Origin of the sequence: Streptomyces sp. NPDC008125 (assembly GCF_042957125.1) — a bacterium.
Taxonomy (GTDB): Bacteria; Actinomycetota; Actinomycetes; order Streptomycetales; family Streptomycetaceae; genus Streptomyces.
The window spans coordinates 53,372-76,026 of sequence record NZ_JBIBHR010000016.1 but is presented as its reverse complement, the minus strand read 5'-3'; the positions used below and the strand labels follow the sequence as shown (position 1 = coordinate 76,026).

Here is a 22,655-nt window from a genome sequence, read left to right as displayed (position 1 = left end):
GGTATGTCGTCCGGCCCGTCATCCTGATCGATTTCTTTCCTGTCCGGACCGGATGATGTCCGTCGGTGTCCATTCGCGTCCATCGGTGTCTGTCGGTGTCCATCGGTGTCCATCGGTGTTCGCCGACGTCCCACGGCGGCCCACACGACGACGCGCGGGGCCTCGACGGGGCGTGTTCGCATGAAATCGATCGGGGTGTGGCCGGTATTCGATCCGTGAGCGGCTGCATTGCTTCCTGTGCCGCCGTACGGATCGCGGGGTCTCGCAGAAGACTCCGGAGATTCGTCTCGTGGCCCCTTCGGTGGAAGAGGGGCGCCCCGGGGTGCACGCCGGATGAACGCGCCCGGCACGGGCGACCTCGGTGAATTCCTCCTCCACGGGGTGCGCCGACTCTTCTTTCCGCTTCGGCGGTCCTCTCTGCCGACGATGTGTGCACCGGCGCGGCGGGTTCGCCCGCGCCTTCTCCGTCGTCCCCGAAATCTCTCCCCAAAGGTGTCGACCGGCATGCATGAAAACGACTTGAACCCGTCTCGTTCGATTCCCGCAGATTTCTTCGAACTGACCGTCGCGCAACAGGGCGTGTGGTACGGCCAACTGGTCGAACCGGAGAGCCCGAAGTTCAACATCGCCGAGTGCTTCGAGATCCTGGGCGATCTCGACGCGGGTACGTTCGCCGCCGCCGTCGCCCGCACGGTCGCCCTCTGCGACAGCCTCAACGTCGAGTTCGTCGTCCACGACGGTGCCGTACGCCAGCGGGTCGTGCCGCCGTCCCGGGCCACCGCCGACCGGCTCCGCCTGGTCGACCTCTCCGGCGCCGACGACCCTGCCGCCGCGGCCGAGCGCTACCTGGCCGACGACATGGCCACCGTCGACCGGATAGACGCCCCGCGCCACACCCTGGCACTGCTGCGCCTCGGACCCCGCCGGCACTACTGGTACATCCGCTTCCACCACATCGTCGTCGACGGCCTCGGCGGCGCCGTCTTCGCCCGCATGGTGGCCGACCTCTACGCACGCGCCCTGCGCGGCGAGAACATCGCCGAGGCTGAACTGCCCCCCGCCCCGCTCGCCGATCTCCTCGCGGACGAGGCGGCCTACCTCGGCTCCGACCGGTACGAAGCGGACCGGGCCCACTGGACCTCCAGGTTCGCCGACCGTGCGGCGGACGCCGCCGGTTCCGGCGGCGGGGCCGGCGCGCGGGGCGGTATGCCGCTGATCCGCCGCCGTACCGACGTCCCGGCGCCCGCCACTCCCACCGGCGCGGACGGCGTGAACCTGCACACCGGGGAGACCCTGCCCGTCACCGTCCTCGACGACCTGCGCCGGCTCGCCGCCGCCAACCGCACCACCTGGTCCGCCGTGCTGGTGAGCGCGGTAGCCGCCTACGTCGGCCGGGTCACCGGCACCCGGGACGTCGTCGTGGGCCTCGCCTCCAACGGCCGTCACGGCGGACTACGGCACATCGTCGGCATGACCGCCAACATCCTGCCGCTGCGGCTGGAGATCACCACCGACATGACGGTCGGCGCGCTCGTCCGCGCCGTCGCCGCCGAGATGCGCGGCGCGCTGCGCCACCGGCGCTTCTCCCGCGAACAGCTCGCCCGCGAACTCAACATGGCCGACGACGCCGCACGTCTGACGGACGTGGTCGTCAACATCATGGGGTACGCGTACGACCTCGACTTCGGCGGCAGCCCCGCCACCTCCCGCCTGCTCTCCATCGGCCCGGTCGACGACGTCTCGCTCTTCGTCTCCGAACGCTCCGAGGGAACCGGCCCGTTGATCGGATTCGACGCCAACCAGGAGCTCTACCGCCCCGAGGACGTGACGCTGAGCCAGCGCGCCGTCATCTCCTTCCTGAAGGCCCTCGCCGGCGCGGACAACGAAACCCCCCTGCACGAGCTGCCGTTGATCGACTCCGAGGCCGCCGCGGAACTCCTCGCCCACGGCTGCGGCGCCGACCTGGAGCTCCCGGAGCCTGCCACGAGCCTGCCGCAGGCGTTCGAAGCGCAGGCGCGTCGCACCCCGGACGCCCCCGCGGTGGTGGACGGTGCCGTCACGCAGACCTACCGGGAGCTCGGGCACCACGCGGCGGAGATCTCCGGAGCCCTGGCGGGCTGGGGGCTCGTCGCGGAGGACGGGGTCGGTGTCCTGGTGGACCGCTCCGCCGCGGTGGTGGCCGCCACCCTCGGGGTGGCCGGCGCGGGCGCCGCGTACGTACCGATGGACGCCGCATGGCCCCCGGAGCGCCTCGACCGTGTCGCGGGCGTCGCCGGGGTCCGTGCCCTGGTGGTCGACGAGGCCGCCGCCGGACAGAACTGGGTGAAGGTGACCGCGGCCGCCTTGCCCGTCGTCGTCGTCGACACCCACGGCCGGGTACTGCGCGGCGCGCCACCGCGTCCCGGACGGCTGCCGGACGTGACGCACGCCGACCGGCTCGCCTACGTGACGTTCACCTCCGGCTCCACCGGGCTGCCCAAGGGCGTCGGCGTCACCCACGCGGACGTCCTCGCGCTGAGCGGCGACTCCGCCTGGCGGGACGGGGCGTGCGACGCCGTGCTGCTGCACTCGGCGTACGTCTTCGACGCCTCCACCTTCGAGATATGGGTTCCCCTCCTGCACGGCGGCAGGGTGGTCGTCGCGCCCCCCGGCGTCCTGGAAGCCCCCGTCCTCACCGGCCTGGTCGAGCGCTACGGAGTCACCGCGCTCTTCCTCACCACCGCTCTGTTCAACGTGGTGGCCGAGGCGGACCCGACGGCCTTCGCGGGCCTGCGGCTGGTCGCCGCGGGCGGCGAGGCCGCCACACCGGACCTGATGCAGCGGGTGGCCGCCGCCGCGCCCTCCACCCGGGTCCTGCACGTGTACGGGCCCACCGAGACCACCACCTTCGCCTCCCGCCACCGGGTCGCCGCCGACGCGGGCGGGCTGCCGCCCATCGGCCGCCCGCTCGACGGGATGCGGCTCCACGTCCTCGACGGTGGCCTCGGCCTGGTACCGCCCGGCGTGGTGGGTGAGCTGTACGTGTCCGGGCGCGGCGTCGCACGCGGTTACCGTGGCCGCCCGGCGCTGACCGCGGCCCGGTTCGTCGCCGACCCGCACGGTCCGCACGGGGCCCGCATGTACCGCACCGGGGACCTCGTACGCTGGACCGCGCGCGGCGAGATCGAGTACGTCGGACGCGCTGACGGGCAGGTCAAGCTGCGCGGGTACCGCATCGAACCCGCGGAGATCGAGGGCACCCTGCTCGCCGACCCGGGCGTGGTGGCCGCCGGCGTCCTGGTCCGCGAGGACATACCCGGCGACCGCCGCCTCGTCGCGTACGTCGTGCCCGCCACCGGCACCCGGCCGGACCACACCGCGCTCGCCCGCCGGGTGGGCCGCGCCCTGCCCGCGTACATGGTGCCCTCCGTGTTCGTGACGCTCGACGCGCTCCCGCTCAACCCCAACGGCAAGCTCGACCGCCGCGCCCTGCCCGCACCCCCCGCCGCGGCCACCACGGGGCGTGCCCCGCGCACCGCGTACGAAGAGGTGCTGGCCGGCCTGTTCGCCGACGTGCTGGGCGTCGCCGCCGTCGGCGCCGACGACAACTTCTTCTCCCTGGGCGGCCACTCGCTGCTCGCCACCCGCCTCACCGGCCGGGTGCGCGCCGCCCTGGGCGCCGAACTCGGCCTGCGTACCCTCTTCGACCACCCGACCGTCGCCTCGCTCGCCGCCGTCCTCGACACCGCCGGCTCCGCCCGGCCCGCCCTCACGCCGCAGCGGCGGCCCGAGGCGGTGCCGCTCTCCTACGCGCAGCAGCGCCTCTGGTTCCTCAACCGGGCGGAGGGCCCCGGCGACACGTACACCGTCCCGCTCGTCCTGGAGCTCGACGGCCCGCTCGACACGGAGGCCCTGCGGGGCGCGCTGGCCGACGTGGTGGCCCGGCACGAGAGCCTGCGCACCGTCTTCGCCGAACACGACGGCGTACCGCGTCAGGACATCCTCGACGCGGCCGTCGCGGCGGAGCTGGTCCCGCTCGTCGTCCGGCGGCCCCCGGCCGGGGAACCCGGCACCGGAGCGGAGGCAGCGGCCGGAGCATGGGCCGAGGAAACGGTCCGCCACCTGATCGCCGAGCCCTTCGACCTCACCGGCGACCTCGCCGTCCGAGCCCACCTCCTCCAGGAGGCGCCGGGCCGCCACCTCCTGGTCCTCGTCCTCCACCACGTCGTCGCCGACGGCTGGTCCCTCGCCCCCCTCGCCCGCGACCTCGGCGCCGCCTACCGCGCCAGGACGGAGGGCACCGGCACCCCCGACTGGCCCGCGCTGCCGGTGCAGTACGCCGACTACACCCTCTGGCAGCGCCGGCTGCTCGGCGACGACACCGACCCGGAGAGCCTCGCCGCGATCCAGCTCGCCCACTGGCGGCAGGCCCTGCGCGGCGCACCCGACCTGATCGACCTGCCCCTCGACCGGCCGCGCCCCGCCGTCCCCGGCCACCGGGGCGACGCCGTCCCCTTCGCGCTGCCCGCGCCCGAGCACGCCGCGCTCGTCCGGCTCGCCCGCGCCGCCGGCTGCACCCCCTTCATGGTGCTCCAGGCGGCGCTGGCGGTGACGCTGCACGCGCACGGCGCCGGCACCGACATCCCGCTGGGCACGGCCGCGGCGGGCCGCTCCGACGAGGCGCTCGGCGACCTCGTCGGGTTCTTCGTCAACACCGTCGTGCTGCGAACGGACCTCTCCGGCGACCCGACCTTCCGTGAACTCCTGGAACGAGTGAGGGAGTTCGACATCTCCGCCTTCGGCCACGGCGACCTCCCCTTCGAACGGATCGTGGAGGCCGTCAACCCCGAGCGCTCCGGCGGCCACCACCCGCTCTTCCAGACCATGCTGGTGCTCCAGAGCCAGGAGCGGACCACTCTGGACCTGCCCGGCATCACCACCCGGGACCGGTCCCGGCACACCGGGATCAGCAAGTTCGACCTGACGTTCTCGCTGACCGAACTGGACGCCCCTGGAAGCGAGTTCGCCGGCATCGGAGGCTACCTGGAGTACGCGGGCGACCTCTTCGACGCGGCGACCGCCCACGGTCTGAGTGCCCGGTTCGCCCGCGTGCTCACCCTCGCCGTCGCCGATCCCGACCGCCACGTCCGGGACCTCGATCCGCTCGGACCGGCCGAACGGGACCGGATTCTTGCCCGAGGCCGCGGCAGGAACCGCCCATTGCCCGCCCTCACCGCCCCCGAGGCGGTCCGCGAACAGGCCGCCCGCACCCCCGGCGCGGTCGCCGTCCGCGACGAGCTGACCAGCCTCACCTACGCGGAGCTCGACGCCCGGGCCGACGCCCTCGCCCACACCCTGCGCGAGCGGGGGGCGGGCCGCGAGGACCGGGTGGCCATCGCCGCGCCGTCCTCCGTCCACACCGTCGTCGCCATGCTGGCCGTGCTGCGGGCCGGCGCCGCCTACGTACCCGTCGACCCGCAGTACCCGGCGGCCCGCATCCGCCACATGCTCGACGACGCCCGGCCGGTCCTGCTGCTCACCACCGCCGGCACCCGTGCGACGCTGCCCCCGTTCGACCTGCCCTGGCTCGCCCTCGACGCACCGGCGGACCGGGCCGCTCCGCACACCCCGCACACGCCCCACCCGGACGACCCGGCGTACGTCATCTACACCTCCGGCTCCACCGGCCGCCCCAAAGGGGTGGTCGTGACCCACGCCGCGCTCGCCAACCACATGGCGTGGCTGGCGGACCATCTGGACCTCACCGGCGAGGACCGGGTGCTCGCCCGCACCTCCACCAGCTTCGACGCCTCCGTGTGGGAACTGTGGCTCCCCCTGATGAACGGTGCCGAAGTCTGCGTCCTGCCGCCCGGGGCCAACCGCGAACCCTCCGAACTCGTCGACTGGATGCGCCGGTTCGATGTCACCGTCGCCCAGTTCGTGCCCTCGCACCTGACCCACGTCCTCGCCGAGGCGGCCCACGGAGCGCCGCTGCCCCGGCTGCGCACCGTGCTCTGCGGCGGCGAACCCCTGCCGCGCTCCCTCGCCGACGGGATCGCCGCCCGCTGGGGCGCCGAAGCGCACAACCTGTACGGCCCCACCGAGGCGACCATCGACGCGACCGCGTACCGCGTGGACCGCGCCCGGACCGCCTCCCCGGCCGAGACCGTTCCGATCGGCCGGCCCGTGGACACCATGCGCGCGTACGTCCTCGACGGCCTGCTGCGCCCCGTACCGCCGGGCGTCACGGGCGAGTTGTACCTCTCCGGACCCAACCTCGCCCGGGGCTACCTGCACCGGCCCGGCCTGACCGCCGAACGCTTCCTCGCCGACCCCTTCACCGCCGACGGCACCCGCATGTACCGGACCGGCGACCTCGTCCGGTGGAACGGGCAGGGACTGCTCGACTACCAGTCACGCGCCGACGACCAGGTCAAACTCCGGGGATTTAGGATCGAGTCGGGCGAGGTGGAAGCCGCGCTCCTGGCGAACTCCGGCGTCACCGGCGCCTGCGCGGTGATCCGCGAGGACACCCCCGGCCGACGCCGCCTCGTCGCCTACGCGGTGACCGACGACCCTGCCGTACGCCCCCTCGCCCTCCGCGACGATCTCGCCGAGGCACTCCCGCACCACATGGTCCCCTCCGTCGTCGTCGTGCTGGACGCCCTGCCCCTGCTGCCCAACGGCAAGGTGGACCGGCGCGCCCTGCCCGAACCCGAACCCGATCCGGAGACCGGCGGACCGGCCGCACCGGGACGGCTCGGCCCCCGGGAGGAACTGCTCGCCGGGATCTTCGCCGACGTGCTGGACCGGCCCCGGGTCGGCCCGCACGACAGCTTCTTCGACCTCGGCGGACACTCGCTCCTCGCCATGCGCGTGGTGAGCCGCGTCCGCGCGGTACTGGGCGCGGAGATCGCCGTACGCACCCTCTTCGAGCACCCGACCGTCGGGGGGCTGGCCCGCGCTCTCGACCCGGCGGCCCGGACCCGGCCTCCCGTGGTGCCGGCCGAGCGCAGGCCTGATCCGCTGCCGCTCTCCTTCGCCCAGCGGCGCCTGTGGTTCCTCAACCGGCTCGAAGGTCCCAGCTCCACCTACAACATCCCGCTCGTACTCGAACTCCACGGCACCCCGGACACGGAGGCACTGCGCACCGCCCTCGGGGACGTCGTCGGTCGGCACGAGTCGCTGCGCACCCTCTTTCCCGAACGGGACGGAACGCCACACCAGTTGATCGTCGGCGCCGGTGACGCCACCCCCGCACTGCCGGTCGTGGACGTGGCCCCCGACGGCCTGGAGGAGGCCGTCTTCGACGCCGTGCGCCTGCCCTTCGACGTCACCGCCGACCTGCCGCTGCGCGCCCTGCTGCTGCGCGCCGCTCCCGACCGGCATGTCCTGCTGCTGGTGGTGCACCACATCGCGGGCGACGGCTGGTCGCTCGCCCCGCTCGCCCGCCACCTGGGCGAGGCCTACCGGGACCGCCTCACCGGCCGGGAGCCCGCATGGGCGACGGGCCCTCTGCTCCAGTACGCGGACTACACCCTCTGGCAGCACGCCGTCCTGGGCGACGACACCGCACCCGGGAGCGCGCTCGGGCGGCAGCTGGAGCACTGGCGCACCGCCCTCGCGGGACTGCCCGGCCTGATCGACCTGCCACTGGACCGGCCACGCCCGGTCACCGCCGATCCGCGCGGGGACGTCCACGCCTTCGACGTACCACCCGAGCTCCACGCACGACTCCTGCTCCTGGCGAGGGAATCGGGAAGCAGTCTCTTCATGGTGCTCCAGGCGGCGGTGGCCGCCCTGCTGCACCGGCACGGCGCGGGCGACGACATCCCGCTCGGCACGCCCGTCGCCGGCCGCACCGACGAGGCGCTGGAGGACCTGGTCGGGTTCTTCGTCAACACCCTGGTCCTGCGCACGGACCTGTCGGGCAGCCCCAGCTTCCTGGAACTCCTCGTCCGGGTGCGGGAGTTCGACCTCGCCGCGTACGGGAACCAGGACGTGCCCTTCGAGCGGCTGGTGGAGAGCCTCAACCCCGTCCGGGCCCGCGACCACCACCCCCTCTTCCAGACCATGCTGGTCCTCCAGAACCAGGAGACCGTCCGCCCCGACCTCCCCGGCCTCACCGTGGAGGACCGGATCGTCCACAACGGGCTGAGCAAGTTCGACCTCACCTTCGCGTTCACCGAGGAGCACGGCGGCGGCCTCTCGGCCGGGATCGAGTACGCCACCGCCCTCTTCGACCGGGATACCGTCGAAACCCTCGCCGCCCGGCTCGTCCGCCTCCTGGAGCAGGTGGCCGCCGACCCCGGCCGCCCGCTCGCCGCCCACGATCTGCTGACGCCCGGCGAGCACACCCGGGTCACCCGCTGGGGCACCGGCCGCCCGCTCGGCGAGCCGGCACCGGACACCACCCTGCCCGCCCTCTTCGCGGCTCAGGTCCTCCGCACACCGGACGCCGCCGCCGTCGCCGACGGCGCCACCACCCTCAGCTACGCCGGGCTCGACACGCTCTCCGCCGAACTCGCCGGGGCGCTCGCCGGACTCGGCGTCCGGCCAGAGTCCGGGGTCGGCGTGCTGCTCGCCCGGTCGCCCGCCGTGGTGACCGCATCCCTCGGCGCGGTCCGCGCCGCGGGCACCTACGTCCCCATGGACGCGCGCTGGCCCGATGAGCGGCTCGACCAGGTCGCCGGGGTGGCGTCGCTGCGAGTCCTCGTCGTCGACGAAGCCGCCCTCGCCTCCCCCTGGGTGACCGCCACCGCCGGCCGGCTGCCGGTCCTGGTCGTGGACCGGCTCGGCCGGGTCCTGCGCGGCGGCCCCGACCGGCCGGGCCGCCCGGTCGCCGTACCGGGGCCGCAGGCACTCGCCTACACCATGTTCACCTCCGGCTCCACCGGTCTGCCCAAGGGCGTCGGCGTCACCCACGCCGACGTGGCCGCCCTCACCGAGGACTCTGCCTGGCGCGAGGGCGCCGCCGACGCCGTGCTGATGCACTCGGCGTACGTCTTCGACGCGTCCACCTTCGAGATCTGGGCCCCGCTCCTGCACGGCGGCAAGGTCGTCGTCGCACCGGACGGCGTGCTGGAGGCCCGCACCCTCGGCGACGCCGTCGAGCAACACGGGGTGACCGCCGTCTTCCTGACGACGGCGCTCTTCAACGTGATCGCCGAGACCGCGCCGGAAGCGTTCCTGGGGCTCCGCCTCCTGTGCGCCGGAGGCGAGCTCGCCTCCCCGGACGCCATGCAGCGCGTCGCAGGGGCCACGCCCGGCCTGCGCGTCCTCCACGTCTACGGACCGACCGAGACCACCACCTTCGCCACCCGCCACCACGTGAGGTCCGGCCTCCCGGCCGGACCGCCGCCCATCGGCCGCCCGCTGGACGGCATGCGGCTGTACGTGCTCGACGGCTCCCTCGGCCCGGTCGCACCCGGTGTCGTCGGCGAGCTGTACCTCGCCGGGCGGGGAGTGTCCCGGGGCTACACCGGACAGCCCGCCCTGACCGCCGGCCGCTTCGTCGCGGACCCGTACGGCCCGGCCGGAACCCGGATGTACCGCACCGGCGACCTCGTCCGCTGGACCAGGGACGGGCAGATCGCCTACGTCGGCCGCGCGGACGGACAGGTGAAGCTGCGCGGCTACCGCATCGAACTCGGCGAGATCGAATCCGTCCTGGCCCGCTGCGAGGGGGTCGCCGACTCCTTCGCCGTCGTCCGCGAGGACACCCCCGGCGACCGGCGCCTCGTCGCCTACGTGGTGCCCACCGTCCGGGCGCTCCCCGCCCCCGCCGACCTCGCCCGTGCGCTCGGCCGGTTCCTGCCCGCGTACATGGTGCCCTCCGCGTTCGTGCTGCTCGACGCGCTGCCGCTGACCGTCAACGGCAAGGTCGACCGGCGGGCACTGCCCGCACCCGTCCACGGGGAGCAGCACCGGAGGGCCGGCGGCGGCACGGCCCGCAGCGCCCGCGAGGAGATACTCTGCGGACTCTTCGCCGACGTGCTCGGGCTCGACGGACTCGACACCGAAGGCGACTTCTTCGCCCTCGGCGGCCACTCCCTGCTCGCCACCCGCCTCGCCGCGCGCATCCGCACCGTGCTCGGCGTGGAGGTCCCCGTCAAGACGCTCTTCGAGCACTCCACCCCGGCCGCCCTCGCCGCGGCGCTGGACGGCGCCGAGCAGGCCAGAAGACCCCTGGAGAGAACCGGGGAACGCCCCGACCCGCTGCCGCTCTCCTTCGCGCAGCAACGCCTCTGGTTCCTCGGCCGGCTGGAGGGCCCCAGCGCCACGTACAACGTGCCGCTGGTGCTCCGCCTCGACGGCCCGCTCGACACCGGAGCCCTGGAGAGTGCCCTCGCGGACGTGGTCGAGCGCCACGAGAGCCTGCGTACCGTCTTCCCCGAGTCCGACGGCGTCGCCCGGCAGCTGGTGCTCGACGCCACCGGCGCCGACCTCGACCTGACGCCCCGCGACACCGACCCCGCCCACCTCGACGACGTACTCACCGCCGAGGTGACGCACCCCTTCGACGTGAGCGCCGAACTACCCGTGCGGGCACGGCTGCTGAGACTCGCGCCCGACGCCCACGTCCTGGTGCTGGTCCTGCACCACATCGCCGGTGACGGCTGGTCCCTCGCGCCGCTCGCCCGCGACCTGGGCGAGGCGTACCGGGCGCGGGTCGCGGGCGAAGAACCGGGCTGGGCCGAACTCGCCGTCCAGTACGCCGACTACACCCTCTGGCAGCGCTCCCTGCTCGGCGAGGAAGGCGATCCCGCCGGCCAGGGCGCCCGCCAACTCGCCTTCTGGCGCACCGCCCTGGCCGGCGCCCCCGACCTGCTGGAACTGCCCTGCGACCGGCCGCGGCCGGCTGTACCCGCCCACTGCGGAGACGCACACCCCTTCGCCGTCGGCCCCGACACCCACCGGGCGCTCGCCGACCTCGCCCGGGCCCGGGGCAGCAGCCTTTTCATGGTCCTCCAGGCCGCCCTCTCGGTCCTCCTCTCCCGCCACGGCGCCGGCGAGGACATCCCGCTGGGCACCGCGGTCGCCGGCCGCACCGACGAGGCACTCGACGACCTGGTCGGGTTCTTCGTCAACACCCTGGTGCTGCGGGCCGACCTGAGCGGCGACCCGACCTTCGGCGAAGTCGTGGACCGGGTACGCGACTTCGACCTGGCCGCCTATGCCCACCAGGACCTGCCCTTCGAGCGGCTGGTGGACGCCCTCAGCCCCGTCCGCGCCCAGAACCACCACCCGCTCTTCCAGACCATGCTGGTCCTCCAGAACCAGGGCGACGCCGCGATCGACCTGCCCGGTCTGACGGTGACGGAACACCCCGTGCACACCGGCATCAGCAAGTTCGACCTGACCTTCACCTTCACCGAGACCCACGACGCGTCCGGCCGGCCCGCCGGTCTCCGTGGTGTCCTGGAGTTCTCCACCGAACTCTTCGTCCCCGCCACCGCCCACACCCTGGCCGCCCGGCTGACCCGCCTCCTCGCCACCCTCGCCGCCGACCCCGGCCGGCGCATCCACACCGTCGAGGTGCTGGACCCGGACGAGCGGCGGAAACTGGACCGCGTCGCCCACGGACCCACCCGCTCCCCGGCCGCTCCCACCGCCCCCGAGGCCTTCCGCGCACAGGCCGCCCGTACCCCCGCGGCGATCGCCGTACGCGCCGGCGGAGACGGCATCACTTTCGCCGAACTCGACCGGCTGTCCGACGACTTGGCCTGTCATCTGCACGACCGGGGGATCGGCCGCGGCGATCTGGTCGCCCTGGCTCTGGAAGGCACCACCGACCAGGCCCTCGCGATGCTCGCGGTCACCAAGGCCGGGGCCGCCTATCTGCCCATCGACCTGGAGTACCCCGGGGCGCGCATCGCCCACATGCTCGACGACGCCCGCCCGGCGCTGCTGCTCACCCACAGCACCCGCAGCGCCGACGGCGCCCACAGCACCCGCAGCGCCGACGGCACCCACAGCACCGGGGGAACCGACGGCACCCACAGCACCGGGGGAACCGACGGCACCCACGAGGGGCACGGTGCGCGTGCCGGACGCCCCGCTCCCGCCCTGCCCCGCCTCGCCCTCGACGACCGGGCCGCCTGGTCCACCGGGCGCCCCGCGCCGACCGGCACCGGGCCCGGCCCGCGCGACGCGGCGTACGTCATCTACACCTCGGGCTCCACCGGCCGCCCCAAGGGCGTGATCGTCACCCACGCCTCCCTCACCAACCACATGGCGTGGATGGCGGACCACCTCGGTCTCGGCGGCGACGACCGGGTCCTCGCCCGCACCTCGCCGAGCTTCGACGCCTCGGTCTGGGAGACCTGGCTGCCGCTCCTGCACGGCGGCTCCACCTGCCCCGTGCCGCCCGCCCTCAACCACGACCCCGCGGGGCTGCTGTCCCGGATGCGCGCCGAGGGCGTGACCCTCGCCCAGTTCGTGCCCTCGCACCTCTCCGTCGTTCTCACCGAGACCGGCCCGGACGCGGCTCCCGGTACCCTGCGGGCCGTCCTCTGCGGCGGCGAACCGCTGCCCCGGGCACTGGCGGCACGCGTCGGCCGGGAGTGGCGGACGGAGGTGCACAACCTCTACGGGCCGACCGAGGCCACCATCGACGCCACCGCCCACCACCACACGCCCGCCGGAACGGACGGACCGGCGGGGGAGGGGAGCGTGCCGCTCGGCCACCCGGTCGACAACACCCGCGCCTACGTGCTCGACGCCGGTCTGCGACCGGTGCCCACCGGGGTCACCGGGGAACTCCACCTGGCGGGCGACGGACTCGCCCGCGGCTACCTGGGGCGCCCCGGCCTGACCGCAGCACGGTTCGTCGCCGACCCGTACGGCCCTGCCGGAAGCCGGATGTACCGCACCGGCGACCTCGTCCGGCGGGACGCCGACGGTCTGCTCACCCACGTCGGGCGCGCCGACGACCAGGTCAAGGTGAACGGGTTCCGCATCGAACCGGGGGAGATCGAGGCCGCCCTCACCGCGCTCGACGCCGTCGCCACCGCCTGCGTCCTGGTCCGCGAGGACCGGCCCGGCGAGCGGCGTCTGGTCGCCTACACCGTCCCCGACCCGCGCGTCGGCGCCGCCCCCACGGAGCGTGAACTCCGCGCCCGGCTCGCCGAGTCGCTGCCGCCGTACATGGTGCCCGCCGTCTTCGTGACCCTGGACGCGCTGCCGCTGCTGCCCAACGGCAAGACCGACCGGCGCGCCCTGCCCGCCCCCGCCCGGCCCGCCGCCGAACGTCCGGGCGGCCGGCCGCGCACCGCGAAGGAACAGGTGCTCTGCGAGGTGTTCGCCGCCGTCCTGCGCGCACCCGCCGTCCGCACCGACGACGACTTCTTCGCCCTCGGCGGCGACAGCATCCTCTCCATCCAGCTCGTCAGCCGGGTCCGTGAGGCCGGCCTGCGGGTCACCCCCCGCGACGTCTTCGTCCACCGCACCCCGGAAGCCATCGCCGCCGCGTCCACCGCGCTCGACCAGGGCGCCGAGCCCGGCCGGAACGCCCCCGCGCCCACCGGGCGGGGGACCGGCACGATGCCGGCGACGCCCATCGTCGCCTGGTTCCTGGAGCGCCCCGGCACAAAGGACGGCTACAACCAGTCCGGGGTCCTGCGCACACCGGCGGGAGCCCGGACCGACACGCTGACCGCCGCCCTCCAACTCCTCATCGACCACCACGACATGCTCCGGCTCCGGGTCGACCGCCCGGCCGGGGGCGAGGCCGTCCTCGAAGCGCTCCCGGCGGGCTCCGTCCTCGCCCGCGACCGGTTCACCCGGATCGACGTCACAGGTCTCGGCGACGACGCCGTCCGCGCCGCCGTCACCGAGGCGGGTGAGAAGGCCCGCGCACGGCTCGGCCCCGCGGAGGGGAACGTCGTGGAGGCCGTCTGGTGCGACGCCGGACCCGGTGCGCGGGGACGCCTGCTCCTCGTCGTCCACCACCTGGCCGTCGACGCCGTCTCCTGGCGCATCCTCGCCGCCGACCTGGCCACCGCCTGGCGGGCCGTCACCGGAAAACCCGGACCGGGGGCGGTGCTCCCGCCCCCCACCACCACCTTCCGGCACTGGGCGCACCTCCTCGCCGCCCGGGCGCACGACCCCGCACGTGAGGCGGAACTCCCGCTCTGGGAAGCGATGTCGGGCACCCCCGACCCGCAGCTGGGACACCGCCCGCTCGACCCCGCCCGGGACACCGCAGGCCGCACGCGCACCCTCGTCACCCGGCTGCCCGCCGCTCGTACCGAGCCCCTCCTCACCACGGTCCCCGCCGCCTTCCACGCCGGGGTGGACGACGTGCTGCTCACCGGTCTGGCTCTCGCCGTGAGCGCCTGGCGCACCGAACGCGCCTCCGGCGGAGCCGGCCCGGTGGGAACAGGTGTCCTGGTCGACCTGGAGGGCCACGGCCGGGAGCAGATCGACGAGCGCCTCGACCTGTCCCGTACCGTCGGCTGGTTCACCAGCCTCTACCCGGTCCGCCTCGACCCAGGCCCCCTCGACCCCCGTGCCCCCGGGCGTTTCGACGCCGCCCTTGCCGAACGCGCCCTCAAGCGCGTCAAGGAACAGCTGCGGACCGTCCCCGACCACGGAGTCGGCCACGGCATGCTCCGCCGGCTCAACGCGACGACCGGCCCCCGGCTGGCCGCCGCCCCCGACCCCCAGATCGGCTTCAACTACCTCGGCAGGTACGAGGGTTCGTCCGAAGCGGCGGGATCGGCCGACTGGGAGGTGCTGCTCGACGGGGGCGGGCCCCGTGCCCAGGACCCCGCGATGCCCGTCCACCACGTGCTCGACATCAACGCGCACACCGAGGACGGCGTGGGAGGCCCGACCCTGGTGACCCGCTGGACCTGGCCCGTCGACCTCCTTGCCGAGGACGCCGTGGAAGCCCTGTCCGACGCGTTCACCCGAGCCCTGAGCGCGCTCGCCGCGCACGCCGAGCGGCCCGAAGCGGGTGGCTGGACGCCCTCAGACCTTCCCCTGGTCTCCCTGGACCAGGCCCAGATCGACCGACTGCAGAACAAGTGGGGTGGACGCAAGTGAACGGGTTCCAGCTGGAGGACGTACTGCCGCTGACGCCGTTGCAGGCAGGCATGCTCTTCCACGCGCTGTACGACTCCCACGCCGTGGACGTCTACACCGCGCAGTTCGTCTTCGACCTCGAAGGCACCCCCGACGTCCCTGCGCTCCGCGCCGCCGTCGGCGGTCTGCTGCGGCGGCATGCCAATCTGCGGGTCGGCTTCCTCCACGAGGACCTGCCCGAGCCCGTGCAGGCCGTCGCCGCCCGGGTGCCGGTGCCGCTGGAGGAGGTGGACCTCACCGGCCCCGACGGTCCCGCGGCGGCCGAGGAACGCCTCACCGTCTTCCTCGCCGCCGACCGCACCCGGCGGTTCGACCTCGCCACCCCGCCCCTGATGCGCTTCACCCTGCTGCGCACCGCCCCGCGCCACCACCGTCTCGTCATGACGGCCCATCACATTCTGCTCGACGGCTGGTCGATGCCCCTGCTGGTGCGGGAGTTGTTCGAGCTGTACGCGACCGGGGGCGACGACTCCGCCCTGCCCCGGGTGGCCCCGTACCGCACCTACCTCGCATGGCTGGCCCAGCAGGACCGCGCCGAAGCCCTCGACGCCTGGCGCACCGCGCTGGCCGGGATCGAGGCCCCCACCCTGCTCGCCGGTCGCAGCGGTCCCGGCGGTCGCGGCGCATCCGCCTCCGCCGACCGGCTCTCCGCCGATCTGCCCGAGACGCTCGTCCTCGACCTGGACGAGGACACCACCACCCGGCTGCGCGAGACGGCCCGCGCCCACCGGCTCACCCTCAACACCCTGGTCCAGGGCGCCTGGGGGCTGCTGCTCACCCGGCTCACCGGTCGCGCCGACATCGTGTTCGGCACCACCGTCTCCGGTCGTCCGCCGGAGATCCCCGGCGTGGAGTCGATGGTCGGGCTGTTCATCAACACCGTGCCGGTACGGCTGCGCCCCGCGGCCGACGACACCCTGGCCACTCTCCTGACCCGCCTCCAGGAGGAGCAGGGGCGTCTCCTCGGAGCCCAGTTCGTGGGGCTGACCGAGATCCGCGAGGTCACCGGCCTGGGCGAACTCTTCGACACCCTCGCGGTGTTCGAAAGCTATCCCCTGGACGCGGAAGCCCTGCGCACCGCCCAGCGGGGGCTGCCAGGCCTCGCCGTCACCGGCTTCAGCGGCACGGACGCCGCCCACTACCCGCTCACCCTCACCATCGCCCCGGGCGACACCCTGCGCATCACCTTCGGCCACCGCGCCGCCGTCCTCGGCCACGACGAGGTGGCCCGCACCGCCGCCCGGATGTGCCGGCTGCTGACCGTGATGGCGGAGGGGCTCGACCTGCGCGCCGACGCCGTGTCCGTCCTCCTGGACGGCGAACGCGAGACGCTGCTGGCGCAGGCCCAGGGCGCCGGGCTCCCGCCCGGCGCCACGGGGACGAGCGTCCCGGAGGCCGTGGCGCGCGTCGCCGCCCGGCAGCCGGACCGGGTCGCCGTCACGGGCGCCGGCGAGGAGCTCACGTACGGCGAACTCCTCCACCTTTCCGGTGAACTGGCCGGGGCGCTCACCGGACTCGGAGCCGGTACGGAGAGGGGCGTCGGCATCCTCCTGGGCCGCTCGACCGCCCAGATCGCCGCCTCCCTCGCGGCCCTGCGCGCGGGCGCCGCCTACGTACCCCTCGACCCGCGCTGGCCCGCCGAACGTCTCGCCCGCGTCGCGGAGGTGTCCTCCCCGTGCGTCCTCGTCGTCGACGAGACGACCCGCACGCACCCCTGGGTACGCCAACTCCCGCCCGGCACAGCGGTGGTGACCGTGGACCCGGCCGGCCGGGTGCTGCACGGGGGCCCGGACGCCCCCGGCGCGCTCCCCTCCGGCGCGCTCCTCTCCTGCGGGGGCGGGGCCCGCCTCGCCTACGTGATGTTCACGTCCGGCTCCACCGGGCTGCCCAAGGCCGTCGGCGTCACCCACGCCGACATCACCGCCCTCGCCGCCGACCGGACCTGGGGCGACGGCGCCACCGACGCCGTCCTCGTGCACTCGGCGTACGCCTTCGACGCGTCCACCTTCGAGATCTGGGTGCCCCTCCTCAGGGGAGGCCGCGTCGTCCTCGCCCCCGACGGAGCCCTCCAGCCCGCCGCGATCCGCGACCTGGTGGCTCGGCACGGCGTGACGGCGGCGTTCCTGACGACCGCCCTGTTCAACGTCGTCGCCGAGACCGACCCCGGCGCCCTCGGCCTCCTGCGGCTGGTCGCCGCCGGCGGCGAGGCCGCAGCGCCCGGCGTCCTCCAGCGGGTGGCCGCCGCCCACCCCGGCACCACCGTCCTCAACATCTACGGGCCGACCGAGGCCACGACGTTCGCCACCCGGCACCGCGTCCGCCCCGGTGACGCACCCGACGGGGCGCCCCCGATCGGCCGGCCGCTCGACGGCATGCGCGCCCACGTCCTGGACACGGCCCTGAGCCCCGTACCGCCGGGCGCCGAAGGGGAGTTGTACCTCGCGGGGCCCGGCGTCGCGCGTGGCTACCTCGGCCGCCCCGGCCTCACCGCCACCCGCTTCGTCGCCGATCCCTTCGCCGGTGACGGAGCCCGCATGTACCGCACCGGCGACCTCGTGCGCCGCGATCCGGACGGCGCCGTGCACCACCTGGCGCGGGTGGACCAGCAGATCAAGCTGCGCGGCCACCGCATCGAACCAGCCGAGATCGAGGCGGTGCTCCGCGCCGATCCGTCCGTACGCGCCGCCTGGGTCCTGGTCCGGGAGGACCTGCCCGGCGACCGCACCCTGACCGCCTACGTCGTCCCCGCCCCCGGCCGCACCCCCGACCCGGGCCTGCTGGCCGCGCACGTCGGGCGCCACCTGCCCGCCTTCATGGTGCCGGCCGCCATCCAGCTTCTCGACGCGCTCCCGCTCACCCCCAACGGCAAACTCGACCGCCAGGCCCTGCCCGCACCCGCCCGGCAGACCGCACCGGCCGGACGGCCGCCGCGCGGCGCCCACGAGGAGATCCTCGCCGGGCTCTTCGCCGACGTACTGGGTGTGGACCGCGTCGCCGCCGACGACAACTTTTTCTCGCTGGGCGGGCATTCACTGCTCGCCACCCGGCTCCTGGGACGGGTCCGCACCGCACTGGAGACCGAGGCGGACATCCGCACCCTCTTCGAGAACCCCACCGTCGCCACGTTCGCCACCGCCCTGGAAGACGCCCGCCGCCCCGCCCGTCCCGCCCTCGTCCCACAGGAACGCCCCGCGACCCTCCCGCTCTCCTACGCACAGCAGCGCCTGTGGTTCCTCCACCGGCTCGAAGGCCCCTCCGCCACGTACAACATCCCCTTCGCCGTGCGCCTCGACGGGCCGCTCGACACCGAGGCCCTGCGCCAGGCACTGCGCGACGTCGTCACCCGGCACGCCTCCCTGCGCACCGTCTTCCCGGAGCGCGACGGCGCCCCGTGCCAGCACATCACCGACCCCGGTGACCTGCGGCTCCCACTCGTCGTGGAGGCCGCCGACGAGGGGAAGCTCGCCGACCGCGTCCGGGCGTGCGCGACCGAGCCGATCGACATCGAACACCGCCTGCCCGTCCGGGCGACCCTGCTGCGCCTCGCCGAGGACGCGCACGTCCTGGTCCTGGTGATCCACCACATCGCGGCCGACGGTTCGTCCCTGGCACCCTTCGCCCGCGACTTCTCCGCCGCCTACCGGGCCCGCCTGCGCGCCGAGGCCCCAGCCTGGACGGAACTCCGCGTGGACTACGCGGATTACGCCCTCTGGCAGCGCCGCCTCCTCGGCGGTGGAAACGGCGCCCCGGAAGACCTGTCGGCGCGTCAGTCGGCCCACTGGTCGGCGGCGTTGAAGGGATTGCCGGAGGTCGTCGAACTGCCCTGGGACCGTCCGCGCCCGCCCGTGTCCCAGCACACCGGCGCCACCCACGCCTTTGCCGTCGACCACGACACCGCCCGACGGGTCGGCGAACTCGCCCGCGCCACCGGCAGTACCGTCTTCATGGTGCTCCAGGCGGCCCTCTCCCTCGTCCTCTCCCGCCACGGCGCCGGGGACGACGTCCCGCTCGGCACGGCCGTCGCCGGCCGCACCGACGAGGCGGCCACCGACCTCGTCGGCTTCTTCGTCAACACCCTCGTGCTGCGCACGGATCTCTCCGGCGACCCGACGTTCCTCGAACTCATCAACCGCGTCAAGGAGTTCGACCTCTCCGCGTACGCGCACCAGGACGTGCCCTTCGAGCGGCTGGTCGAACTCCTCAACCCCGCCCGCTCGCAGAACCACCACCCCCTCTTCCAGACCATGCTCGTCCTCCAGAACCAGACCCCCGCCGCCCCCGTCGACCTGCCCGGCCTCACCGTCACGCCCGTGCCCGTCGAGACGGCCGTGAGCAAGTTCGACCTCTCCTTCACCTTCACCGAGACCCACGACGCCGACGGGACGCCCGACGGCATGGCGGCCACCGTCGACTACGCGACCGAACTCTTCGACGCGGCGACCGTGCGGGGCCTCGCCGAACGGCTGGTCCTGCTGCTCGGCGCCGTCACCACCGATCCGGACCGCCCGCTGACCACGTACGAGGTGCTCACCGCCGCCGAGCGTGCCCGTCTCACCGCCTGGGGAACCGGCCCCGCGGACGACCTGCCCGGCTCCACCGTTGTCTCGCTCTACGAGGAGTGGTCCCGGCGCACCCCGGACGCGCCCGCCGTCCGCGACGCCCGCACCACCCTCACGTACGCCGCACTCGACACCCGCGCCGAGGCCCTCGCCCGTCGGCTCACCGCCCTCGGCGTCGGCCCCGAGGACCGGGTGGCGGTCGCCCTGCCCCGCACCCACGAACTCCTCGTCGGCCTCCTCGGCGTCCTCAAGGCGGGGGCGGCGTACGTGCCGCTCGACCCCGACTACCCGGCCGACCGTCTCTCCTACATGCTCGAAGACGCCGGCCCGCGCCTGCTGCTGACCACCCCCGCCCTCCACCGCCGGCTCCCCGCGACCCCGGTTCCCCACCTGTACACCACGGGACCCGACCACCCCGACGGCCCCGGCGGCGGTACCGCCCCGGCCCGCCGCCCGCTTCCGGAGCACCCCGCGTACGTCATCTACACCTCCGGCTCCACCGGCCGGCCCAAGGGCGTCGTGGTCACCCACCGGGGCGCCGGCGCCATGGCCAGGGCCCAGCGGGAGCGGCTGCGCGTCACCCCGGACAGCCGGGTGCTGCACATGGCGTCCGTCAGCTTCGACGCCGCGTTCTGGGAACTCTGCATGGCACTGCTCTCCGGGGCCTGCCTGGAGATCGACGAACGCGACGCCCTGCTGCCCGGCCCCGCCCTCGCCGCCACCGTCCGCGAACGCGGCGCGACCCATCTCACGCTGCCACCCGCCGCGCTCGCGGTGATGCCGGCCGGCTCGCTGCCCACCGGAACCACCCTGGTCCTCGCGGGCGAGGCGTGCACCCCGGCCCTGGTTCGGACCTGGGCGGCCGGCCGCTTCCTCGTCAACGCCTACGGCCCCACCGAGACCACCGTCTGCGCGACCATGAGCGCCGCCCAGCACCCGGAAGGACCGCTCGCCCCCGATCGCACGGTGCCCATCGGAGTACCCGTCGACGGCACCCGGGTCCACGTCCTGGACGACCGGCTGGCCCCCGTCCCGCCCGGCGTCGTCGGCGAACTGTACGTCTCCGGTGCGGGAGTCGCCCGCGGCTACCACGACCGGCCCGGTCTCACCGCGACCCGCTTCGTGGCGGACCCGACCGACCCCACGGGGGGCCGCATGTACCGCACCGGCGACCTGGTCCGGTGGACCACCGGCGACGGCCTGCACGGTGAACTCGTCTACGTCTCCCGCGTGGACGACCAGGTCAAGCTCCGCGGCTTCCGCATCGAACTCGGCGAGATCGAGGCCGCGCTCACCGCCCTGCCCGGCGTGGCGGCGGCCTGCGCCGTCGTCCGCGAGGACCGTCCCGGCGACCGTCGCCTCGTCGCGTACACCGTCCCGGCCGACGGCACCGCCGGACCGGACGGGTCCGAGCTGCGCGCCCGCCTCGCCGCCGCCCTGCCCGCCCACATGGTTCCCGCCGCCTTCGTACGGCTCGACGCGCTGCCGCTGACCCCCAACGGCAAGACCGACCGGCGGTCCCTGCCCGCACCCGACCGGGCCGCGCCGGCCGGCGGTCGCGCCCCGCGCACGGACCGGGAGCGGGCCCTGTGCGAGGCGTTCGCGGAGACCCTCGGCATCGACGAGGTCGGCGTCATCGACGACTTCTTCGCCCTGGGCGGCCACTCCCTGCTCGCGGTGGCCCTCGCCCAGCGGATCGAGGAGCGCTGCGGCCGGCGCCCCTCCCTGCGCGCCCTGTTCGCGGCACCCACGGTCGAGGGGGTGGACCGCCTCCTGGGGAGCGCGGCCGGAGAGCAGAGCGCGCCGGAGACCACCGCCGAGCCGGACCTCGCCGCCGAGGTCCGGCTCGCTCCGGACATCACCGGCTCCGGCCGGAACGCTCCGGTACCCGCACCGGCCCGACGCCCCGCCCGGCCGTCCGCCCGCCCGCTGCTGACCGGCGCCTCCGGCTTCCTCGGCGCCTACCTCCTGCGCGATCTCATCGAGACCACCGGCGGACCGGTCGACTGCCTGGTACGGGCCGAGGACGCACCCGGTGCCGCCGACCGGCTGCGCACCAATCTGGAGCGCTACGGGCTCTGGCACTCCCGGTACGCCGAGCTGATCCACCCCGTCCCCGGCGACCTCGCCGCTCCCGGACTCGGCCTGTCGCCCGAGATCCGGACCGCCCTGGTACGCCGCCTCGGCCCCGTCCTGCACAACGGTGCGCACGTCAACTTCGCCGCTCCGTACGGAGACCTGCGCGCGGCCAACGTCGCCGGGACCGAGGAACTGCTGCGCCTGCTCGCCGAATCGGCCTCACCGGGGATGCACTACGTCTCGACCACCGGCGTCCACGCCCCCTCCCCGGTGCCCGTCACCCTGACGGAGACGAGCCCGACCGGCCCGGCCGCCGCACTGCCGGACGGCTACGCGCGGAGCAAATGGGTCGCCGAGGGGCTCGTCGGCCTCGCCCGGGAGCGCGGACTTCCGGTGACCGTCCACCGCCCGGGGCGCATCAGCGGCGACACCGCGACCGGCGCCTGCCAGGACCGGGACCTGCTCTGGCAGCTGATCAAGGGGTGTCTGCAGGCGGAGGCGGTACCGGACCTGGCGCACGGCTCGACCGACTGGGTGCCCGTGGACCACGTCAGCGCGGCGGTGGTGGCGCTCGTCCTCGCGAAGGGGCCGGCCGGCGAGACGTACCACCACACCAACCCGGACGCGCCCGGCCTGGACCGGGTCTTCGAGGCAGCCGTCCGCCTCGGTCACGAGGTGCGTACCCTCCCCGCCGAGGAGTGGCAGGCCCGCGTCGCGGCCCAGCCGGACAACGCGGCCCAGTTGTTCCTCGGCGACGGGGAGCGGGCGGGCGGCGGCGCGGCGGACCACCGCCGCTTCGACTCCGGCCGCACCGCCGAGGCGGTGGCCGCCCTCGGCGTCCGCCTGCCGCCCCTCACCGACGAGGTGGTGACCCGCTACCTGACGTACTTCCGGGGAACGGGGTTCCTGCCGGACCCCCGAGGGGTGCCGGCGTCGTCGTGACACACG

General features: G+C 74.7%; 2 protein-coding genes. Both read left to right on the top strand.

All coding sequences use genetic code 11. The features are described from left to right. Positions 1-504 precede the first annotated feature (504 nt). Positions 505-15,030, top strand: coding sequence for an amino acid adenylation domain-containing protein (locus tag ACFZAX_RS25545; RefSeq protein ID WP_390964476.1), 14,526 nt, complete (start codon positions 505-507; stop codon positions 15,028-15,030). Next, entirely contained in the window at positions 15,027-22,649 is a 7,623-nt protein-coding gene (locus ACFZAX_RS25540) for an amino acid adenylation domain-containing protein (protein WP_390964475.1), read from the top strand. The genes ACFZAX_RS25545 and ACFZAX_RS25540 overlap by 4 nt, the downstream gene beginning before the upstream one ends. Positions 22,650-22,655: the final 6 nt, after the last annotated feature.